The organism is Nocardia jiangxiensis NBRC 101359 (genome assembly GCF_000308615.1).
Lineage (GTDB): Bacteria > Actinomycetota > Actinomycetes > Mycobacteriales > Mycobacteriaceae > Nocardia > Nocardia jiangxiensis.
In genome coordinates, this window is the sequence record NZ_BAGB01000174.1 from 275,479 (window position 1) to 293,550 (window position 18,072).

At 65.5% G+C, this 18,072-nt stretch carries 18 protein-coding genes; 1 reads left to right on the forward strand and 17 read right to left on the reverse strand.

What is annotated here, in order from left to right:
• Window positions 1–6: 6 nt before the first annotated feature.
• From ON40_RS47550 to ON40_RS47625, 16 genes are all read right to left on the reverse strand, one after another.
• Window positions 7–333: a putative quinol monooxygenase gene (locus tag ON40_RS47550; RefSeq protein ID WP_040832621.1), complete on the reverse strand. Its 327-nt coding sequence runs from the start codon at window positions 331–333 to the stop codon at window positions 7–9.
• Window positions 334–347: 14 nt separating this feature from the next.
• Entirely contained in the window at window positions 348–1,997 is a 1,650-nt protein-coding gene (groL, locus tag ON40_RS47555) for a chaperonin GroEL (protein WP_040832622.1), read from the reverse strand.
• Window positions 1,998–2,042: 45 nt separating this feature from the next.
• Window positions 2,043–3,068 carry an NAD(P)-dependent alcohol dehydrogenase gene (locus ON40_RS47560; protein WP_040832623.1) on the reverse strand — a complete coding sequence of 342 codons (1,026 nt, stop codon included), beginning with the start codon at window positions 3,066–3,068 and terminating at the stop codon, window positions 2,043–2,045.
• Entirely contained in the window at window positions 3,065–3,811 is a 747-nt protein-coding gene (locus ON40_RS47565; RefSeq protein ID WP_040832624.1) for an iron-sulfur cluster assembly protein, read from the reverse strand. Before ON40_RS47565 ends, ON40_RS47560 begins: the two co-directional genes overlap by 4 nt.
• A complete protein-coding gene (locus ON40_RS47570) occupies window positions 3,808–4,845 on the reverse strand; it encodes an amidohydrolase family protein (protein WP_040832625.1) in 1,038 nt (345 codons plus the stop codon). Before ON40_RS47570 ends, ON40_RS47565 begins: the two co-directional genes overlap by 4 nt.
• Window positions 4,846–4,928: 83 nt before the next feature.
• Window positions 4,929–5,270 carry a propane 2-monooxygenase effector subunit MimD gene (mimD, locus tag ON40_RS47575; protein ID WP_040832626.1) on the reverse strand — a complete coding sequence of 114 codons (342 nt, stop codon included), beginning with the start codon at window positions 5,268–5,270 and terminating at the stop codon, window positions 4,929–4,931.
• On the reverse strand, window positions 5,267–6,373 hold the full coding sequence (locus ON40_RS47580; protein WP_040832627.1) for an aromatic/alkene monooxygenase hydroxylase subunit beta: 1,107 nt from the start codon (window positions 6,371–6,373) through the stop codon (window positions 5,267–5,269). Before ON40_RS47580 ends, mimD begins: the two co-directional genes overlap by 4 nt.
• A 45-nt stretch (window positions 6,374–6,418) precedes the next feature.
• On the reverse strand, window positions 6,419–7,468 hold the full coding sequence (locus ON40_RS47585) for a 2Fe-2S iron-sulfur cluster-binding protein (RefSeq protein ID WP_040832628.1): 1,050 nt from the start codon (window positions 7,466–7,468) through the stop codon (window positions 6,419–6,421).
• A 75-nt stretch (window positions 7,469–7,543) separates the two neighbouring features.
• Window positions 7,544–9,175 (reverse strand): aromatic/alkene/methane monooxygenase hydroxylase/oxygenase subunit alpha, encoded by a 1,632-nt coding sequence (locus ON40_RS47590; RefSeq protein WP_040832629.1) that lies wholly within the window; start codon window positions 9,173–9,175, stop codon window positions 7,544–7,546.
• Window positions 9,176–9,885: 710 nt separating this feature from the next.
• Window positions 9,886–10,611, reverse strand: a complete 726-nt coding sequence (locus ON40_RS47595; protein WP_040832630.1) for an aspartate/glutamate racemase family protein — start codon at window positions 10,609–10,611, stop codon at window positions 9,886–9,888.
• A 4-nt stretch (window positions 10,612–10,615) separates the two neighbouring features.
• Window positions 10,616–12,115: an NCS1 family nucleobase:cation symporter-1 gene (locus ON40_RS47600; protein WP_040832631.1), complete on the reverse strand. Its 1,500-nt coding sequence runs from the start codon at window positions 12,113–12,115 to the stop codon at window positions 10,616–10,618.
• A 127-nt stretch (window positions 12,116–12,242) separates the two neighbouring features.
• A complete protein-coding gene (locus ON40_RS47605) occupies window positions 12,243–12,965 on the reverse strand; it encodes a GntR family transcriptional regulator (RefSeq protein ID WP_040832632.1) in 723 nt (240 codons plus the stop codon).
• Between the two features lie 22 nt (window positions 12,966–12,987).
• A complete protein-coding gene (locus ON40_RS47610) occupies window positions 12,988–13,173 on the reverse strand; it encodes a hypothetical protein (RefSeq protein ID WP_040832633.1) in 186 nt (61 codons plus the stop codon).
• Window positions 13,174–13,176: 3 nt separating this feature from the next.
• A complete protein-coding gene (locus ON40_RS49100; protein WP_051194658.1) occupies window positions 13,177–14,094 on the reverse strand; it encodes an ABC transporter substrate-binding protein in 918 nt (305 codons plus the stop codon).
• A gap of 28 nt (window positions 14,095–14,122) precedes the next feature.
• Window positions 14,123–15,601 carry an MFS transporter gene (locus ON40_RS47620; protein WP_245568305.1) on the reverse strand — a complete coding sequence of 493 codons (1,479 nt, stop codon included), beginning with the start codon at window positions 15,599–15,601 and terminating at the stop codon, window positions 14,123–14,125.
• Window positions 15,602–15,784: 183 nt separating this feature from the next.
• Entirely contained in the window at window positions 15,785–16,399 is a 615-nt protein-coding gene (locus ON40_RS47625; RefSeq protein WP_051194659.1) for a GntR family transcriptional regulator, read from the reverse strand.
• 73 nt (window positions 16,400–16,472) lie between these two features.
• Between ON40_RS47625 and ON40_RS47630 the strand changes: the two genes are divergently transcribed.
• Window positions 16,473–16,952, forward strand: a complete 480-nt coding sequence (locus ON40_RS47630; protein ID WP_040832634.1) for a TetR/AcrR family transcriptional regulator C-terminal domain-containing protein — start codon at window positions 16,473–16,475, stop codon at window positions 16,950–16,952.
• 167 nt (window positions 16,953–17,119) lie between these two features.
• Here the strand turns inward: ON40_RS47630 and ON40_RS47635 are convergent, their stop codons facing one another.
• Entirely contained in the window at window positions 17,120–18,034 is a 915-nt protein-coding gene (locus tag ON40_RS47635; RefSeq protein WP_245568306.1) for an alpha/beta fold hydrolase, read from the reverse strand.
• Window positions 18,035–18,072: the final 38 nt, after the last annotated feature.

Here is an 18,072-nt window from a genome sequence, read left to right on the forward strand (position 1 = left end):
GTGCGGCTACGGGGTGATTTCCAGTTCACCCATGCGAGACCACTCGACGCCGGGAATCTCGGTGTTGATGATGCGCGGCGTCTCCTGGAGCGCCGGGCGCATCGCCGCCAGCCCTTGCCGGAAGTGCTCGGAGCCGACGTGCTCGGCACCGGCTGCGCCGTCCCGAAACGCCTCCACCAGCACGAACTGCGCCGGATCCGCCGTGCTGCGACTCCATTCGAACCAGAGATTTCCCGGCTCGGATCGGGTCGCTTCGGTGAATTCCCGGGTGAGCACCGTCCACTGATCCTGGAATTCGGGGCGGACCTTGAATTTCACGACGATGAAAATCACGCTGCTCCTCCTACTCAGTAGATGTTCGACGGCCGAACCATACCTTCGGCGAGATCGCCGAAGCCGGGCGCGATGATCGCGCCGGGGTTGACGTCGATCTCCTCCACGATGGCCGTCTCGGTCGTGATGAGAAGGGCCGCAATCGACGCGGCGCTTTCCAGCGCGGCGCGGGTGACCTTGAACGGATCGATCACGCCGTGCTCGAACATGTCGCCGTAGGTGCCGGTCAGGGCGTTGAACCCTTGTCCGACAGCGAGTTCCGCGACGGCCCGGACCACCTCGTCGCCGTCGAAACCGGCGTTGATCGCGATCCAGCGCAGCGGCTCGGCCAGCGCCCGCAGCACGATATCGCGGCCCATGGCCTCGTCGCCGGGGAGTTCGAGATCGGCCAGGACACGGTGCGACTGCGTGAGGGCGGTGCCGCCGCCGGGCACGATGCCCTCCTCGACCGCGGCGCGAGTCGCCGCGAGCGCGTCCTCGACCCGCAACATGCGCTCCTTCAGCTCGACGCTGGTGGCGCCGCCGACGCGGATCACCGCGACTCGTCCGGTGAGCCGGGCGATGCGCAGTTCGATGCTGTCCCGGTCGGCATCGATCCGCGCGCGATCGAACTGGGCCCGCAACTGTGCGACGCGGGCGTCGAGCAGTCGTTGATCGCCACGCCCGCCCACGATCGTGGTCCGGTTCTCGGTCACCGTGATGCGGTCGCACGAACCCAGGTGCTCGCGGGTCACCTCGGACAGTTCGATCCCGGTGTCCTTGGCCACGACATGTCCGCCCAGCGCGACCGCGAGGTCCTCGAGTTCGGCGACACGGCGGTGCCCGAAGCCGGGGGCCCGAACCACCACCGAGGCCATCGTGTGGTGCATATTGCCGCCGACGAGCAGTTGCAGGGCCGGTCCGTCGACGTCCTCGGCGAGCACGACCAGCGGCCGATCGGCCCGCTTGGCCACCTCGATGCTGGGCATGATGTCCTGCACCTGGGTGATCTTCTTGTTGGTCAACAGAATCAGCGGCTCGGCGTGCACTGCCTCCATCCGCTCCGGATCGGTGACCATGTAGCCCGAGGTGTAGCCGTGGTCGAATTCGATGCCGTCGACGATGTCCACCGACAGCCCGAACCCGTCGCCCTCCTCGGTGCTGACGATCCCGGATCTGCCGACGTAGTCGACGGCCTCGGCCACGGCCACCCCGATGGTTTCGTCGTCGCTGGCCGCGAGTGTCGCGATGCGCTGTAGGTCATCGCGCCCGCTCACCTCGCAGACCTGTTCGCGCAGTGCGTCGATGACCGCGGTCACCGCGCGTTCGATACCGCGGCGCACCCGCATCGGATTGGCGCCCGCCTCCACCGCGCGCAGGCCCTCGCGAACCATGGCCTGCGCGAGGACGGTGGCCGTGGTGGTTCCGTCGCCGACCACCCCGTTGGTCTTCATCGCCACTTCCTTGACCAACTGCGCGCCCATGTTGGCGAACGGCTCACGCAGCTGTATCTCGCGGGCGATCGTCACTCCGTCGTTGGTGATGGTGGGCGGACCGGTGAGCTTTTCCAGAACCGCGTTGCGTCCCTTGGGGCCGAGAGTCACCTTGACCGCGTCGGCGAGGGCATTGACGCCCTGCTCGAGCCGTGAGCGGGCGTCGGTGTTGTAGCGCAACTGCTTTGCCATGGTTGATGCGTCCTTTCGAGCGGATGCGGATCGCGGAGGGGTCGGCTAGGGAACGAGAATCGCCCGGCCGCGCACACGCCCGGCATCGAGATCGTCGAGTGCCTGCTGGAAGCTCGCGAGTGGATAGGTGGTCGTGTGCAGGGTGACCTTGCCCTGGGCGGCGAGCGTCATCAGTTCCTGCAGATCGTTGTAGGAGCCGACCAGATTGCCGATGAAGTTGATCTCCGTGGAGATCACATCGATCGTCGGGACATCGATGTTCTCGCCGTATCCGACGACGTAGTAGTTCCCGGCGCGGCGAAGCATCGCGATGCCCTCCCGGGTCGCGCCGCCCTCGCCGACGAAGTCGACCACGGCCTCGGCCCCGTGCCCGCCGGTCAGTTCCAGCACGCGGTCGATGTGCCCGCCGTCGGCCACGATGCCGTGATCCGCGCCGATCTTCACCGCGAGTTCCACGGCGGCGGGATTGCGATCGACGACGACCACCGTGACCGCCGAGATCGCCTTCAGCACTTGAATTCCGATGTGACCGAGCCCGCCCGCGCCGATCACCACGCACACATCGCCGGGCCTGGTGGTCTGCGCGACCTTCGCGACCGCGTGATACGCGGTCAACCCGGCGTCGGCCAGGGCCGCGACGTCGGCGGGCTCGAGCGAATCGTCGATCCGGACCACGCTGCGCGCGGTGGTGCGCAGGTACTCGGCGTAGCCGCCGTCGACGTCGATGCCCGGGAATGTGCTGTTCTGGCAGTGCACGTCGTCGCCGGAACGGCACGCCCGGCACAGGCCGCAGGTGATCAGCGGATGCAGGATCACCTTGTCTCCGACCGCGACATTGCTGACCGCGTCGCCCACCGCGTGGACCCATCCGGCGTTCTCGTGGCCGATCGTATACGGCAGTGCGACACCGCTTTTGGCCTCCCACTGGCCTTCGAGGATGTGCAGATCGGTGCGGCACACACCGGCGCCGCCGATCCGCACGATCACATCGAGGGGCCCTTCGACGGTGGGTTCGGGGATTTCGGTGAGCTGCAATCCGGTGTGGTAGCCCACCACCTGCACGGCCTTCATCGCGGGCTCCTGACTGTTCTGAGATCGGTGATATGCGTTGTGCCGCCGACTGTTTCGCCGTCGGCGTAGCGGGTGGCCAGCAGGCCGCGGCAGAAGTGCGCGTTGCCCTCCATGGAGATGCGCACCGACCTGGCGAATCGCAGGCGCATCGGCACCGCATCGGGCGGCACCCGTTGCCCGGTCTCGTCGACGAACACCCGGCCGGCCGGGCAGATGCTCAGCCCGATGTCCATGCGGCGGCGCAGCAGCGCTTCCTTGTACTTCCCGGGCGGCAGATCGCTCAGCGTGAGCCGATAGATTTCGTCGGCGCCCAACCCGGTTCGCTTCAGGAACGCCTCGACGCAGCGTTCCATGGCCGCGGTGTGCGCCTTCACCCGGAACGTTCTGCGCAGCTCGTCCAGGCTCTCCTGCGCCTCGGATCCGAAGGTACCCCGATACCCGGCATCGGCGGCCAGACCACCGTTGATCTTGTCGCTGTCGTGGTGGTCGTCCAGGTACACGCGCACCTCGCCGACGCCCTCGATCAGGCGTAGCGCATCCCGGGCGTCGGAGGCCATCAGGTAGGCGAAGTTGGGGGAGCAGAAGGCCGTGGGCAGCCGCAGGTGGACGGTGACGCCGTCGTCCTCCAGCAGCACCGATCGCACGAAGCCCAGATCGGTGATCGGCTCGTCCAATTCGGGGTCCACGACCGTCGAAAGAGCCTCGAGCACAGCCTGTTCGGTGGATATCGCCGCCGTCGTCACGACGCCACCGATTCCCGTGTCCCGTTCGCGATGCCGTCGGCGCGCTGTCCGCTCACCCGCAACTCGGCGGGAACGTCGATGTCGTACAGGGCCGCGGCGTTCAAGCCGAGGATCTTCTTCTTCTCCTCGACGGTGATCGGATCGTATTCGCCCTGCATATCTTCGGGGATCTGGAAGTCGACGAACTTCTCGATCAGCCACTTCGGCGTCCACAGCGCGTAATCGCTGCCGAACAGGATCTTGTCCTCGCCCAGCCAGTACAGCAGCTCACCGATGATCTGCGCGAAATACCGTGGCCGCGTGTGGATGAACGGCAGGGCCACCGCCAGACCGCCGTAGACGTTCGATTCCTGCGTGCCGATCCAGCAGAAGTCCTCGAGCCGCGGCAGACCCACATGCTCGACGACGAAACGCAGGTCCAGATAGTCGGTGGCGACCTTGTCGATATCCGCGACATCGAAGGCGTCGCGGTCCAGCGGGCGGATCGTGGGCCCCTTGTGCACGTGAATGTTCTTGATACCCAGCTCGATACATTCCTCGAGGTAGCGCCGCGACCACGGGTCGTCGAGTTTGTATCCGCGCGAGTCGCCGTGCCATTCGGCGGTGTAGAGCTTGACGCCCTGCAGATTCATCCGCTCCGCGTCCCGGCGCAGCTGTTCGAGCCCGGCCTGCTCGTGGCGCGGATCGTAGGCGTGGTTGTAGGTGAGCTTGCCGGGATGCCTGCCGACCAGGGCGAGTGCTTCCTCGGTCTGCCCGAATCCGGTGCGGTAGAACTCGCTCAGCAGGGTCGCCTGGAAGATCGCGTGATCGACGTGCCCCTCACCGAAGATGTCACGCTCGAAACGCGCACTGCCGTAATACTGGTACGTCTCGTAGTCCCACAGGTATTCCTCGGGGCTGAGGTTCTTGTGATAGTCGTAGAAGCAGTCGATGAACTGCTTGCCGTGCACATTCTTCTGATTCGACTCGCGTGCGTCCCAGATGTGCACATGTCCGTCGACGATGAAGTACTTGTCGTCATTCTTCTCGTACATGCTGAATACTCCGATAATCGGGCTGTGGGGTGGTGCGGCGCCGTCGGGCGACGGCGCCGCACACGGAGACTGTGGGTACCGCGTCAGTGGACGGTGAGGTCGAATCCGATGTATTCGGCGGCGTCCTCGGGGCTGGCGAACAGCAGGGTCTTGTCGTCGAGGTGAACCATGCGCCCGTAGTGGGTGGAGCTGATCTCCTCGAAGGTGGAGCCGTCGAACTCCTGCCCCAGCGCGTCGGTGAGCTCGTCGTAGTTGAAATCGAGCAGCCGTCGGCCGTCGACGCGGATCATCGACGGGTACTCCGTCAGCTCCACGCCGTCCTTCGCGCCCATCACCTCGGCCACGACCCGGCCGATGGGGGTGTTCATCAAGGTGACGCCACACATGTTCGAGAACTCGGTGGACGATCCGAATTGCATGCTCACTTGTCCAACTCCTTGGGGATGTCGAGCCCGAGGTCCTCGAGCAGGGAACGGAACTTCTCGATCGCGGTGTCCAGGCTCGAGGCGAAGGTGACCGCCTTCTCGGCAGGCTGCGACCAGATCGGTTGCAGGGCACGGGCCGCGTCCAGGCAGCGCGGCACCCAGGTCTGCAGCCAGGCGCCGAACAGTGCCTTGTTCGACTCCCCGAATTCGGGGTCGCGGGTGAGCAATCGGTACAGGTTGCGGGTGTAGGCGAGATCGCGGGCGTAGTCGTGCTCGCCGGTGCCGACGATCGTGGGCGTGATGTAGTCGCCGTTCCCGGCGGCGATCTGCATGACCAGCTCGCTGCGGAACAGCGAACCGACCAGCTGCTCGAAGACGATATTCGCGCCGAACAGCAGTTCGCACCAGTCCGGTACCGCGGTCAGGCGTTCGACTACCTCACGCGTGGGCTGCCACTCGGGCGCGGACTGCCACACCTGCTTGTGCACGGCGCCGTCGAAGGCGTCGGCGGCCTCGGACAGGTCGAGGTTGAACAGCGCCAGATCCTGCGCGAACCGCATCTTGTGCGCGGCGTTGACCGCGACCGCCGTATTGATCATATTCGTCGGGCAGGACCGCTGTACGGACGTGAAAACATGCAGTGCCAGACCGTTTTCCGCATGCATCCACGCGCCCAGATTGCGGGCGATGAAAGTCAGCCACGAGGCGTTCCACCCGTCGTACACGCGAGCGCGCTTGGCATTGGCCAGGCACAGGTCGACCTGGTGCACGACCTTGGAGTTGTTGCGGTAGATGGTCTGGTCCCACTCCTCGTTCGGGTCGCGAAACGCGTGCCAGTTCGAGGATTTCGCGGCGGTCCATTCCTTCGGGTAGCCGCCGGGGCCGTCGGCGAAGCCGTAGATCCACCCCTGGGACAGGTGACGTTCGGGGTCCGGCTGTACGTCGACCGTCACGTCCTCGTACATCGTCGCGCGCAGTTTGGCGGGCTCGTAGTAGTTGTAGGAGCGACTCCTGGAGCCGGGAAATTCCAGCGCTCCGGCCTCGGAATCGGTGAATTCTATTGTGGGAAAGCTGCGTTGCTTCGCCCCGGTGCTCGTGGTCATCTCGTTCTCAGTTCTTTCTCGGGTGGCAGGAGGGGGTTCCTGCGTTTACCGGTCGAAGGCCGGGCTGGTGAACTTGTCGTAGAAGATCTGGTCCTTCGGAGTGCCGCCGGCCTCGAGCAGTTCGAGAGCGGCGTCGACCATCGGAGGCGGACCGCACAGGTACACCTCGGTCTTGCCGATGCCCGGTTCGCGACGACGCACGACGTCGGTGACGTTGCCTTCCTCGACGGTGATCGAGCCCGGAATCTGTTGTGGGTCCATGGATTCCGAGAGGCAGGCCACGAATTCGAAACCGGTGAGCTGCGCGCCGATGTCGAGAATCTCGTCGAGGTAGAACAGGTCCTGCGGGGTGCGGGCCCCGTAGTAGAAGTGCACTCGACGGGTGTTGCCGGTCTCGCTCATGTGCCGCAGCAGCGACAGGATCGGAGCCATCCCCGCCCCGCCTCCGATGAACACCAGCGGCAGGACGTGCCCCTCCTTCAGGGTGAATGACCCGTACGGGCCGGTCAGACTCATCTCGTCGCCCACCGAGATCCCGTCCTCGAGCAATCCGGCGAACCGGCCGCCGGGATACTTCTTGATGAGGAATTCGACATGTTCCGAGGTCGACGGGGTAGTCGCCATCGAGAACGATCGATGTTCCTCGGTTCCGGGGATCCGCAGGTCCGAGTACTGGCCCGATCTGAACTCGTAGGTCGCGGGTTCCACGGGCCGCAGTCGCAGCGACACGATGTCCTTGGTCACCGGCTCGATCGCGACCACCTCTGTGCGCACGTCCTGAATCGCGATTCCGCGCAGGAGTTCGTCCTCGTCGAAATTGAGCAGTTCGATGGTGCAGTCGCTGAAAGCGTGTGAGCGGCAGAGCAATACGAAGCCCTCCTCGACCTCGGCGTCGTTGCACGCGAAGGTCGAGTAGTTCTCCATCTGGATATCGCCGTCGAGGACGTAGGACTTGCAGGCCGAACACCGCCCCTCGCGGCAGCCGTGCATGAGGTGAATTCCCTGCCGGAATGCGGCATCGAGGATGTTCTCCTGTTCGCCGACATCCATCTCGATGTCGACGGGCTCGAAGTTGATCCGGTGATTGTCGGCCACGGGTATATCTCCTGGGCTCGGAAAACAGTGGTGGCAGCGGGTGACGCCGAATCCGGCGTCACCCACCGAACCTGGTCAGGCCGCGGTCCCGCCCGCGCGGTACGCGGCGACGTGGGCTTCGCGCTCGGCGGCGGACATCTCGTTCAGCAACACGTTCGGGCTGTTGAACGTGTTGCCCCGGACGTCGTCGAGGGTCCACATCTTCTTCGGGTCGTCCAGATCCAGATGCGGTTGTCCCACAAGGGTTTTGCCGTCGTCGCGGACGTAACCGAGATCGGCGACGATATCGGCGAGGTCCTTGCCGTGATGCAGGGTCTCCCACTCGCGGAATCCGGTGAGCCGGCCCATGTTCGGGGTCGGGCGGCCCTGGTACTCGCCGCGGAAGGCCACCGCGTCGGTCCAGTGGCAAGTTTCCGAGCAGTAGGTCCGCCACTGGCCGTCGACCTCGTCCACGACCATGTCCTCGCGAATCAGGCACGGCACCATGCAGGTCCAGCACCGGTGCGGGTACTGGTACCCGACCTCCTCGAACGCGATGGGCTTGTTGCGCCCGGGGTAGGCGAGGCGGTTGTACTCCTCCCACCACTTGCCGTACTTCGAGTACCAGCCCGGGTACTTGTGCTCGAACCACTCGAAGTCGGTGTCCGTCATCGCATCGATCCGCCAGTAGTTCACCGGCCAGCCGGTCGCGAAGAACTGGGCGACCTTGTGCACGTAGCCCTTGTCGACGATGCGCGACCAGGACTCCTCGACCAGGTCGTGCGGAATCTCCAACCCGTACTTCTCCAGCGGGATGAGGTAGCTGCGGTAGTAGTCGTCGTAGATCCACCGCCGCCACATCTCGGCGTAGCTCTCCCGGTCCTTGCGGCGGTCCTTCGTGCCGTACTCGATGAAGGTGCCGATCGCCGCGTCGACCACGCAGTGGTTGTTCCACCACGCGTACCGCAGATCCCGCTCCAGCAGCGGACGGTTGCGCTCGTCGGCCAGGGCCATGAGCAGAATCGAGTAGCCGTTGGAGATGTGCCGCGACTCGTCGGACTGCACCGAGTGGAACACCGTCGGCAGCAGGTAGTCGCCGTTGGCCGCGGCCTCGTCGGGCATGGCTACGAAAAGCGTGTTCGTGAAGGCGGTTTCGGCGACGACGGTCAGATAGATGTTCGCCGCGGTGATCGCGTCACCGGTGATGAACCCCTCACCGAACTGCCTGCCGATGGTGCCCGCGTAGTTGTTCGCGAACGCCTTCTCGGTGATGTCGAATCCGGCGGGATCGATGTAGTTGTTCATGTACAGCTTCTTGAGATTCATCTGAATCGTCGAGTGCCGCACCTCGTCGATCATCTGCACCGCCAACCCGTTGTGGATCTCCGGGTTGGGCACGGCGTCGATGGCCATCGGCATCGCCCGCGCGGCGGAGATCTCCGGGAACGGAATGATCGACAGGAACAACTTCTGCCATTCCAGCCACCGCTGCTGCACCTGCCGGAACATGTTGCCGCGGATGGCGCCGTCCATCGCGCCGTAGACGCGGTTGTCCTTCTCCTCCTCCATCGGGAAGTAGGACCGCATGATCTGCTTGAGCGGGTCCTTCTTCGGGGCTTTCTCGAAGGTGTAGTCGGTACCGAAACGAGTGGCCGGCGTCGCGAAGGTCGGTTCCCACGACAGCTCGGTGATCTTCGCATGGGCCTTCGTCAGGCTTTGCCTACTCAATGTGCGCCTCCTGGATCGACAGTCGGCCGATATGCCGGCTGTGGCGACGTTTGCCTGATCCATTGGAGCCCGCGAACCACCCGCTCAGCGTCTCAGCATGAGACTCGCATCACAGAGGACTGCGTGTGTGCATGAGTCGAGGAAAGTGTGGGGTGGGTCTCGATCGGGGGTGCTGACGCGCATCGACAGCGCTCAGGTCTCGAAGTCTCGTTCGTGCGTGTTGCGATTCGGGTCGAGATGCTCGAAGTTCTTGCGTGGCAGTGCTGTTCGCTATTCGTGAATCAGCTCATGCCCAGAGTCTGCGGGTTCCGGTCACAGCGTCCGTGCCGTCGAGGTTGATCTCGAGACTGTCGCTGGTCACGGTGTACGGGACCAGGATGTCGATAGGATTCGTGGTCGGGACGCGCCGCGGACCATGTGAGTTCGGTCTGGACCGAGCTGCATCCCCGATTGGCAAGTCACATAGGCAGATTGAGCATCCACGCCGCTGGCCTGTCCAGCGCTGCCGACGGATTCCTGACCCAGGACGATCGGAACGCGGCCCCCATCACCTCGGCGATATCGAGTCTCGATCTGCCGACCCGGCTCCCCAAGTGCGCAGGGAAGCGCTGCGCGCCCTGGACAGGCTTCCCGAATAGGCTTACGCCGCAACGGTTTCAACGCCACCGCCGATGGTACTCGTCGAGTGCCGACGTCTCCGGCGCACGCGTTCACCGTGTGAAACCGGCGAGCAGACCGGTGTACTGCTTGGGTGGCGGCGCGGCGAACTCACCACGACCGGACTTGCGCAGCCCCAGCGTGAGCAGTCCTTGCACCATGACGGTGGCCGCGCCGACGCCGTCGACGACCGGCACGCCGACCTCGGTCGTCAGATAGTCGCAGAGGTCGGCCATCCCGGCGCAGCCCAGCACGATCGCGTCCGAGCCGTCGGCGGCCACTGCGGATCGGCAGGCCTCGGCGATCACACCCCGCACCTTCGGGTCGTCGAGTTCCAGTACCGGGATGTCGGTGCCGTGCACGCCGAGACAGGAGTGCCGCATTCCGTAGCGCTCGGCCAGATCCATCGCGTGCCCCGCGGTGCGCCCGAGTGTGGTGACGACGCTGAACCCCCGGCCGAGGAAACCGGCCGTGTGCATCGCGGCCTCGGCGATGCCGAGCACGGGTCCGCGTGCCAGTTCGCGTGCGGCATACAGGCCGGGGTCGCCGAAACAGGCGATGACATAGCCGTCCGCACCTTCGGCCTCACCCCGGACGATCTCGGCCAGCAGGCCGGGAACGGCCAGCGCGTCGTCGTAGTGACTTTCGATGGACGCCGGGCCCATCGTGTTGGTGACGGCCTCCACCACGGTGCCCGGTGCGGCGACGGCGCGAGCGCACCGCTCGATCGACGCGGTCATCGATGACGTCGTATTCGGGTTGACGACACGGATTTTCATCGCCTCAGCCTCCTTGCGGCACAGTTGTCGGCGACACCGAGCTGCGGATGGTCAGCAGTCGATAGCTCAGCAGGCCCAGGCCGCAGCCGATGAACCAGCTGTATTGCGCGGCGGTGTACATGCCCGCGAGATGACCGGAGGTCAGCACCGGGAACATCGCGGCGATCGCCGCGATCACCGTCGCGATGATCGCGGCCGGGTGGTAGCCCCCGCGGTACCAGTAGGTGCCCTGCGGCGACAACGTGAACAACTCGTCCACCACGATGCGCTGCTTGCGCACCAGGAAATAGTCGGCGATCAGCACACCGAACAGCGGACCGATGAACGCGCCCAGTGTTTCCAGGGTGTAGTGGATCACCTCCGGGCTGTTGTAGAGGTTCCACGGTGTGATCAGCAGTGAGCCGACCGCGGCGATCATGCCGCCGGCTCGCCAGCTGATCCGCTGTGGGGCGAGGTTGGAGAAGTCGAACGCCGGGGCGACGAAGTTGGCGACGATGTTGATGCCGATGGTGGCGACGGTGAATGTCAACGCGCCCAACACGATTGCCGTGGTGTTGTCGATGCGGGCCACGGTCTGCACCGGATCGGTGATCAGCTGCCCGAACACCGGGACCGTCAGCGACGCGGTCACCACCACCAGCAGCGAGAACACCAGGAAGTTGAGCGGCAGGCCGAGCAGATTGCCCCGTCGCACCGCACCGAAACTCTTCGCGTAGCGGGAGAAGTCGCCGAAGTTCAGCATCGGGCCGGAGAAATACGAGACGACCAACGCGATCGCGCCCAGCATCACCGTCACCGCGGACCAGCCGTGATGGGTGACCGCGCCCAGATTCAGATCGATATTGCTCCAGCCGCCCTTGGCGATCAGGTACCCGCACAGCACGAACATGACGAGATAGACTGCGGGACCGCAGAAATCGATGAACCTGCGGATCGCATCCATGCCGCGCCAGAACACGCAGGCCTGCAGCACCCACAGCACCAGGTAGCTGACCCAGCCCAGCGCCGAGAGCCCCAGGAAGCCGTATCTGCTCACCTCGGCGTAGGCGGCGAGCCCCGGGAACAGCTTGATCAGCACGACATCCAGTGCGGCAGAGGCGAGATAGGTCTGGATCCCGTACCAGGCGACGGCGATCAGACCGCGAATGACGGCGGGAATATTGGCCCCGAGCACCCCGAATGCACTGCGGCACACCACCGGATACGGCACCCCGGCTCGCTGGCTGGGTTTGGCGATCAGATTGCACAGCAGATAGACGATGCCGATACCGACGACGAGTGAGACCAGCACCTGCCAGCTCGCCAGTCCCAGCGCGAAAAGGCTACCGGCGGTGACGTATCCGCCGACGCTGTGCACATCCGACATCCAGAAGGCGAAGATGTTGTAGGTGCTCCAGTTCTGCTCGGGCAGGGGAGCCAGATCTGCGTTGACCAGTCGAGAATCGTAGGCCGGTTCACCGGCGGCCACCGTCGATACCTGTTGCGGCAATGCGGTTTCGGTCATGTCGCGCGTCCGATCTTGCATATCCCGGAGGAGAAATCGGGATGGTGATCTGTGACGCTAGTGAGGCTGTATTGCCTCCGTGTTGCAGGAAAGGTATATCTTTTCGTGCTCTGCCGGAGTCGGCGGATCACGGCGGTGGATCGCTGAACAGCCCGGTGTCGCCGGGGAGTTGCGCCACAACCCGATTCAACCTGGTGTTGTGAAGTTCGGCGGCCGCGAGCAGCGCTTCCGCGTCGCCGACGCGGAAAGCGGCCAGCATCCGGCTGTGATCGGCGTGTAACTCCGCGCGGTTCCGAGCGCCGACATGCACCATCGGCTGCACGGGCTCGGTGATGTTCCAGACGGATTCCAGCATGTGCACCAGTCGCGCCATGCCCGCCGGACGGGTGAGGGCGAGATGGAAGGTGCGGCTCTCGCGATGATAGGCGCTCGAGTTGTCCTCGAGCACGGCCTGTTCCAGGCGAGCATGGGCCTCGGCCGCCGCGCGGTGATCCTCGGGTGTGGCCGCGGTGACGGCGGCCTCCAGCGCGACCCATTCCAATCGTTCCCGCACGATGTACAGTTCGCGTAGCTCGGCTGCGGTCAGCTGAGTCACCCGGTAGCCCAGGTTGGGCCGATGTTCCACCAGGCCCTCGCCGATCAGCGTCTGCAGCGACTCCCGTAGCGGGATGACGCTGACCGCGAACCGGCTCGCCAGTTCGCGCAGCGGCAACCCCACGCCCGGCGGCATGTTGCCGTCCAGGATCAGCCGCCGCAATTCGTCCAGGATCTCCTGCCGGGTGTAGCCGCGTTCGAGGTCGTGCGGGGGCGTGAGCGGGGGAAGCCGAGGTAGGCGTGGGCGCGAAGGCATTCGGCAACCGTAACCGCTCGCCCTACCGGTCGAGGACGAGTTGGGCGGTGACCAGGTCCTGCAGCCCGAGGCCGACCGATTGGAACAGGGTGATGTCGGTGCCGCATGGTCGCGGCAGCGGGTGACCATGCGCTGATTCGATGGCTCTGCGCACCGCGCTCCGATCGAGCAGCGCGACGATGTCGGAATGGGTGAGTACCGGGATCACGATTCACCGGACCGTGGTGGCGAGTTCGGCGCTGTCGACGATTCTGCTGTCGACAAGTTGGGCGAACGGCGGCGCGGAGCGAACCATGCCCTCCTGCTGGAGGATTCGCATCCACCGGTCGCTCGCCGCCGCGTCGATGCGCGTGGTTTCCCAGGTCCGTGATCGCTTGATGCGCTCGCAGGCTCGTGCCAGCGTTGCACGGGGGATGCTCGGCCAGTGGGCGGCCAGCAGCGGCCCGAGTTCGGTGACGGTGGTCGTCCGCAGGCGCCGCATCGCCTCGCTCAGTGCGGTGGTGAAGTGGACGAGGCGGTCGAACAACTCGTCCACGCGGTCGGTGCGGCAGTAGTAGACGCTGTTGGGTCCGATACCTCCGGCCTCGGTGTAGTCGATCGCGGTGACGCCGGTTCCCTTGTCCTGCATGATCTGTGCGGTCGTGGAGTCCAGGACGATCGCGTCACCCAGCCCGGCCTCGAACAGTTCGACGAACATCGGGGTGGACAGGTCACGCAGAAAGGTGATCCCGGCGGGGTCCACCCCGGCCTCCCGGATCAGGCCCGCGGTGAACGCGTACGGTGCGCTGCCGCCGATGCCGGGAGCCAGGACGGTGCTACCGGACAGATCCGCCCAGCCGAACCCGGGCGAGTTGTCGCGAGTCACCAGAGCTTTCGGGAATTGGTGGTTCACCTGGGCGAATACGGTGATTTCGCGAGGGGTGCCCCAGTACATGCCGGGCACCCAGAGGCCGCCCAGTACGATATCCGCCGCGCCGCTGTCGAGATCGTCCAGCACTCCGGTCCACGGATCCTTTGCTGTGGCAACGACTTTCAGGTCGTGGTCGGCGAACAGGCCGAGGTGGTCGGCATAGTACTGGGGCAGATAGTTCAGACCGTGCGCGGTGGCGGAGATCGTCAGTTCGGCCATGGGTGGGGCTCCTTTGTCCGGTTGTGGGTCATACGGGCACGGCGGCGGGATCTTCCGTGGCCGCCTCGAGGGATCTGCCGAAGGTTTCGGGGCCGAATCGTGCGGCCACCACGAGCAGCGCGTACATGACGGCAATCATGGCGAACACACCGGCCACCCCGGCGAGGTCGAAGAAGTACAGCGCCGCGAACGGCATCACCGCTCCGGCGACGTTGCCGATCCCGTTCACGACCGACGCGCCCATGGCGCGCACGGAGGTCGGGTACAGCTCCGGAGACCACACCGACAGCATCGTGTTCAGCATCATGGTGAAGAACTGAAAGATCATGCCCAGCACCAGGATCAGCGCCGTCGAGTGGGCCAGAGCCGCGAAGGCGATCGCGGATACGCAGCCGAGCACCGCGGCCGACATCACCGTGATCCGGCGGGGTGCGCGCCCGGCCAGATACGAGGCGGCGCACGCACCGAGCAGACTGCCCACGTTCATGATCATCGTGAAGGCCAGCGAATCCGACAGCGAGTATCCCCGGGACACCAGCAGGATCGGCATGAGAAACAGCAGGGTCACCTGCGCGCCGAACGACATCCACGAGGCGGCGCCGATGGCGGCGGTGCGCCGGAGGTTCCGCCCCTTGAAGACCTCGAGGTAGGAGGACTTTCGAATCGGCGGGATGTCGGCCTCGGTAACGAATCGTGTTGTGGGACCGAGCTTTCGCAGACCCGACACGCTACCGCTCGCCAGCTGGTTCAGGCTCGTGTTCGCGTCGTCGACACGTCCCTTCGACAACAGGAACCGCGGCGACTCCGGCAGGTAGCGGCGGAAGAACACGACCAGGACGGCGGGCACGGCGAGGATCACATACGTCCAGCGCCACGACGCGTCGTTCCCGCCGAGCGTCTGGTTCATGGGGCCGAGTACGAGCAGGAAGAAGCCGAAGGAGGCGATATTGCCGATGCCGCCGGAGGAGATGTTCAGTGTCGCCAGCAGCGATCCACGGTGGCGGGTGGCGACCAACTCGGCGAGAATCGCCAGGCCGACGGTGAATTCCCCGCCGAGCCCGATGCCCACGACAGCCCGGCTGACCAGCAGCATCTCGTAGTTCACGGCCGCGGCGCTGACCAGGCCGCCCAGGGTGTATACGAGCAGGTTGAGGCTCAGTGCGGTGCGGCGGCCCCACCGGTCGGCGATGTATCCGCCGATCAATCGCCCGACCAGGCCGCCGACCACGGTGACGGTGTTGATCAAGGTGAGCTGGGCGTTGCCGATTCCGAAGGACTCCTTCAGCAACGGCCCCATCGCACCGGTCGAGTTCTGCTCGAGCGAGTCGAAGAACAGCCCCGCCATCAGCAGGGCGATCACAGCCACCTGCACCCGGCCGAAACCGATACGGTCCAGCGCATTCGAAAGGCCGGAGGGCGGGGCGAGGGCCGGCGGGGGAGGCGAGGCGACTTCGGGCACGGAAGTGGCAGCGGCAGAGGGGGATTCGCCGGGCAGCGTGAGAGACATGGCGGAACTCCGGGTGAGGGGAGCGTGACACCGACACCGGTTGTATCGGCGAGCCGACCGCAGAGCAGAACTGGAGTCGCGCTGCCAATAGTTGTATACACTTACAGTTGCCGAGATGTTTCCTCACCAATACTTCACGTAAATTGGCCGATATATTCCCTGGGACTGTATACGATTTTGGTGTCAGTCGCCGAACTCGTCGGTGAAGAATCGCTCGTCGCGGCGCAGGTGCTCATCCATCAGATAACCGGCCTGCGCGGCGGCGCCGTTGAGAACCGCGATCGCCACCGCGCGGTGGTCGGTGACGGAGGTCTCGGGATCGTGGCCCAGCCCCCAGTGCACCCGCTGGTTGAGATTGGCGAGCATGTCACGGAGGTGGCCGTTGCCCGCGGCGATGGCGATCAGCTCGTGGAACGATGGTCCGTCGCTCGACGCACCGCCGGAAATATCCTCCGCGATCACGGCCAGCTGCTTCGCGACCGTGCCACCACGATTGTCCGCGGCGAGCTGTGCCGCGAAGACCTCGAGACCCCGGCGAACCTGCAGTAGCTCGTGTCCGTCGTGCAGCAATGACTCCGACACCGTGGCGCCACGATGGCGGACGATCGTGACGAACCCCTCCGACTGCAAGCGTGCGAGCGCTTCGCGCACCGGAATCCTGGACACCCCGTACCGCTTGGCGATCGTCCCCTCCACCAGACGCTCCCCCGCCGACAACCGACCGGCCAGGATCTCCTCGCGCAACGCCCGCGCGATCGCATCTCCCGACGAATTATCGGCCGCAATCGGTTCTGCCACACCCGCAGCATAAGCCGGGCGAGGTGCGTGGTTCTCGGAGTGATGCGGCGGCGGCCGTCGGTGTCGTGTCGTCATGACGACCGGGGTGATCTCGGTCGGGATGGCGGCCGGCGTGGAGACGGGAACGCCGAGCACGGCGGCGGGCATATCCCGCGGGACCGAGTTGACCGCGGGATCGAACGACTCGCAGCGCACCACCCTGCAACGCCATCCGCACGCGGTGCCGGTCTTCGCCACTCGTCCGGCCCGCGACCCCGCCGCGATCGCGATCGGCGACCGAATGATCGCCCACCTGAGCGAGGCCGGATTCACCTCGGCGCACGCCCTGCAGCTCAGCCGCTGTCTGCGCGAATTCACCATCGGACACGTGCTGGGCTGGACGGCGGCCGTCACCGGGCGCAGCCGAAAACCCGCACCCGATTCGCCGGACTACACGCCGCTCGCCGCCGCCGCGGACGCCGCCTCCGACAGCGACCACTTCGATATCGGTCTCACCGCCATGCTCGACGGCTTCGCCCGCCACCCCGATTCGGAGCCTCGCCGGGAAATCTGACCGACTTCCCTTACGCGCCAACCGATTACAACATCAACGGCGTGGGTGAGGTCTCCGTCAGCAGGAGCAGCCTCACGCCTCAGGAAGGTGAAGATCACGGGTGCATCCAGGCTCTCGTTCATGCCCCGATGATGCGCCCGCGCACTCGAAGCCCCCTTGTTCATTCCTTACCGGGCAGAGGTCGGGCGGTAATACTGTTGGGCGACTTGATCATTCGCGGACTCCGGCGGGAGTGCCAGTATGGCGGCGAGCAGTCGATCCCAGGGGGTGTCCGGAAGTTCGTGGCCGACACCGTTCAGCGGGAGCAGATCCGCGCCGGGGATCTCGCGAGCCATGGCCTGTCCGTTGCCGTACGGAAAGAACGGGTCGTCGGTCCCGTGGACGACGAGGGTCGGCACGGTGAGTTCACCCAGACGCTCGCGCCACCGGTCGCCCGCCTCGGCATACGCCAGGTTGAGCATGCTCGAGGCCATGTCGGTGGTGCGGTCGACCATCCGCGTCGCCTGCTGCCGCGCCTGCTGTTCGTCGAATCCCTGTGCGCCCGCGAGTATCCGGGCACCTTCGACGCGGTAGTCGATCACCGCAGCCCGGTCGGACCAGTCCGGTGCGGGTGTCTCGGTGAAGAAGTTCATGACCCGGTCCGAATGTTCGGGCAGATCCGGGTCCGGCGGGCCGGGCGGCGTCGGCCGGGTGTTGATCAGGGTCAGGGCCGATACGCGGTCGCGGTGGTCGAGGGCGGCGAGCTGGCAGATCCATCCGGCCACGGAGAAGCCCACCAGGTGCGCTCGCGCAAGCTCGAAGGCATCCATCAGTTCGATGATGTCCGAGGCCAGGTCGCGGAGGCTGTAGCCGGGAGAGCCGGTCACGTAGGCAGTCGACCGCCCGGTGTCGCGGGTGTCGTAGCGCAGGACGAACCGGCCGGCATCGGCGAGTCGGTCGCAGAACCGGTCTTCCCAGAACAGTCTCGACGTGCTCGGCAGCAACACCGGCGGCTGCCGCCGGTCCCCGAATGTGGTCACACACAGGTCGACGTCACCGACGGTGACCATGTGCTCGGGTGATCGTCGAACATGAAGTGGCATGGCGACTCCTCTGCGGTTGCGTCCGGACGAAAGGACCG

Bases quoted from the DNA above. Each gene is read 5' to 3' on its own strand.
- groL (WP_040832622.1), bottom strand. From the start codon at position 1,997: ATGGCAAAGCAGTTGCGCTACAACACCGACGCCCGCTCACGGCTCGAG.
- ON40_RS47560 (WP_040832623.1), bottom strand. From the start codon at position 3,068: ATGAAGGCCGTGCAGGTGGTGGGCTACCACACCGGATTGCAGCTCACC.
- ON40_RS47570 (WP_040832625.1), bottom strand. From the start codon at position 4,845: ATGTACGAGAAGAATGACGACAAGTACTTCATCGTCGACGGACATGTG.
- ON40_RS47580 (WP_040832627.1), bottom strand. From the start codon at position 6,373: ATGACCACGAGCACCGGGGCGAAGCAACGCAGCTTTCCCACAATAGAA.
- ON40_RS47595 (WP_040832630.1), bottom strand. From the start codon at position 10,611: ATGAAAATCCGTGTCGTCAACCCGAATACGACGTCATCGATGACCGCG.
- ON40_RS47600 (WP_040832631.1), bottom strand. From the start codon at position 12,115: ATGACCGAAACCGCATTGCCGCAACAGGTATCGACGGTGGCCGCCGGT.
- ON40_RS47605 (WP_040832632.1), bottom strand. From the start codon at position 12,965: ATGCCTTCGCGCCCACGCCTACCTCGGCTTCCCCCGCTCACGCCCCCG.
- ON40_RS49100 (WP_051194658.1), bottom strand. From the start codon at position 14,094: ATGGCCGAACTGACGATCTCCGCCACCGCGCACGGTCTGAACTATCTG.
- ON40_RS47620 (WP_245568305.1), bottom strand. From the start codon at position 15,601: ATGTCTCTCACGCTGCCCGGCGAATCCCCCTCTGCCGCTGCCACTTCC.
- ON40_RS47630 (WP_040832634.1), top strand. From the start codon at position 16,473: ATGACGACCGGGGTGATCTCGGTCGGGATGGCGGCCGGCGTGGAGACG.
- ON40_RS47635 (WP_245568306.1), bottom strand. From the start codon at position 18,034: ATGCCACTTCATGTTCGACGATCACCCGAGCACATGGTCACCGTCGGT.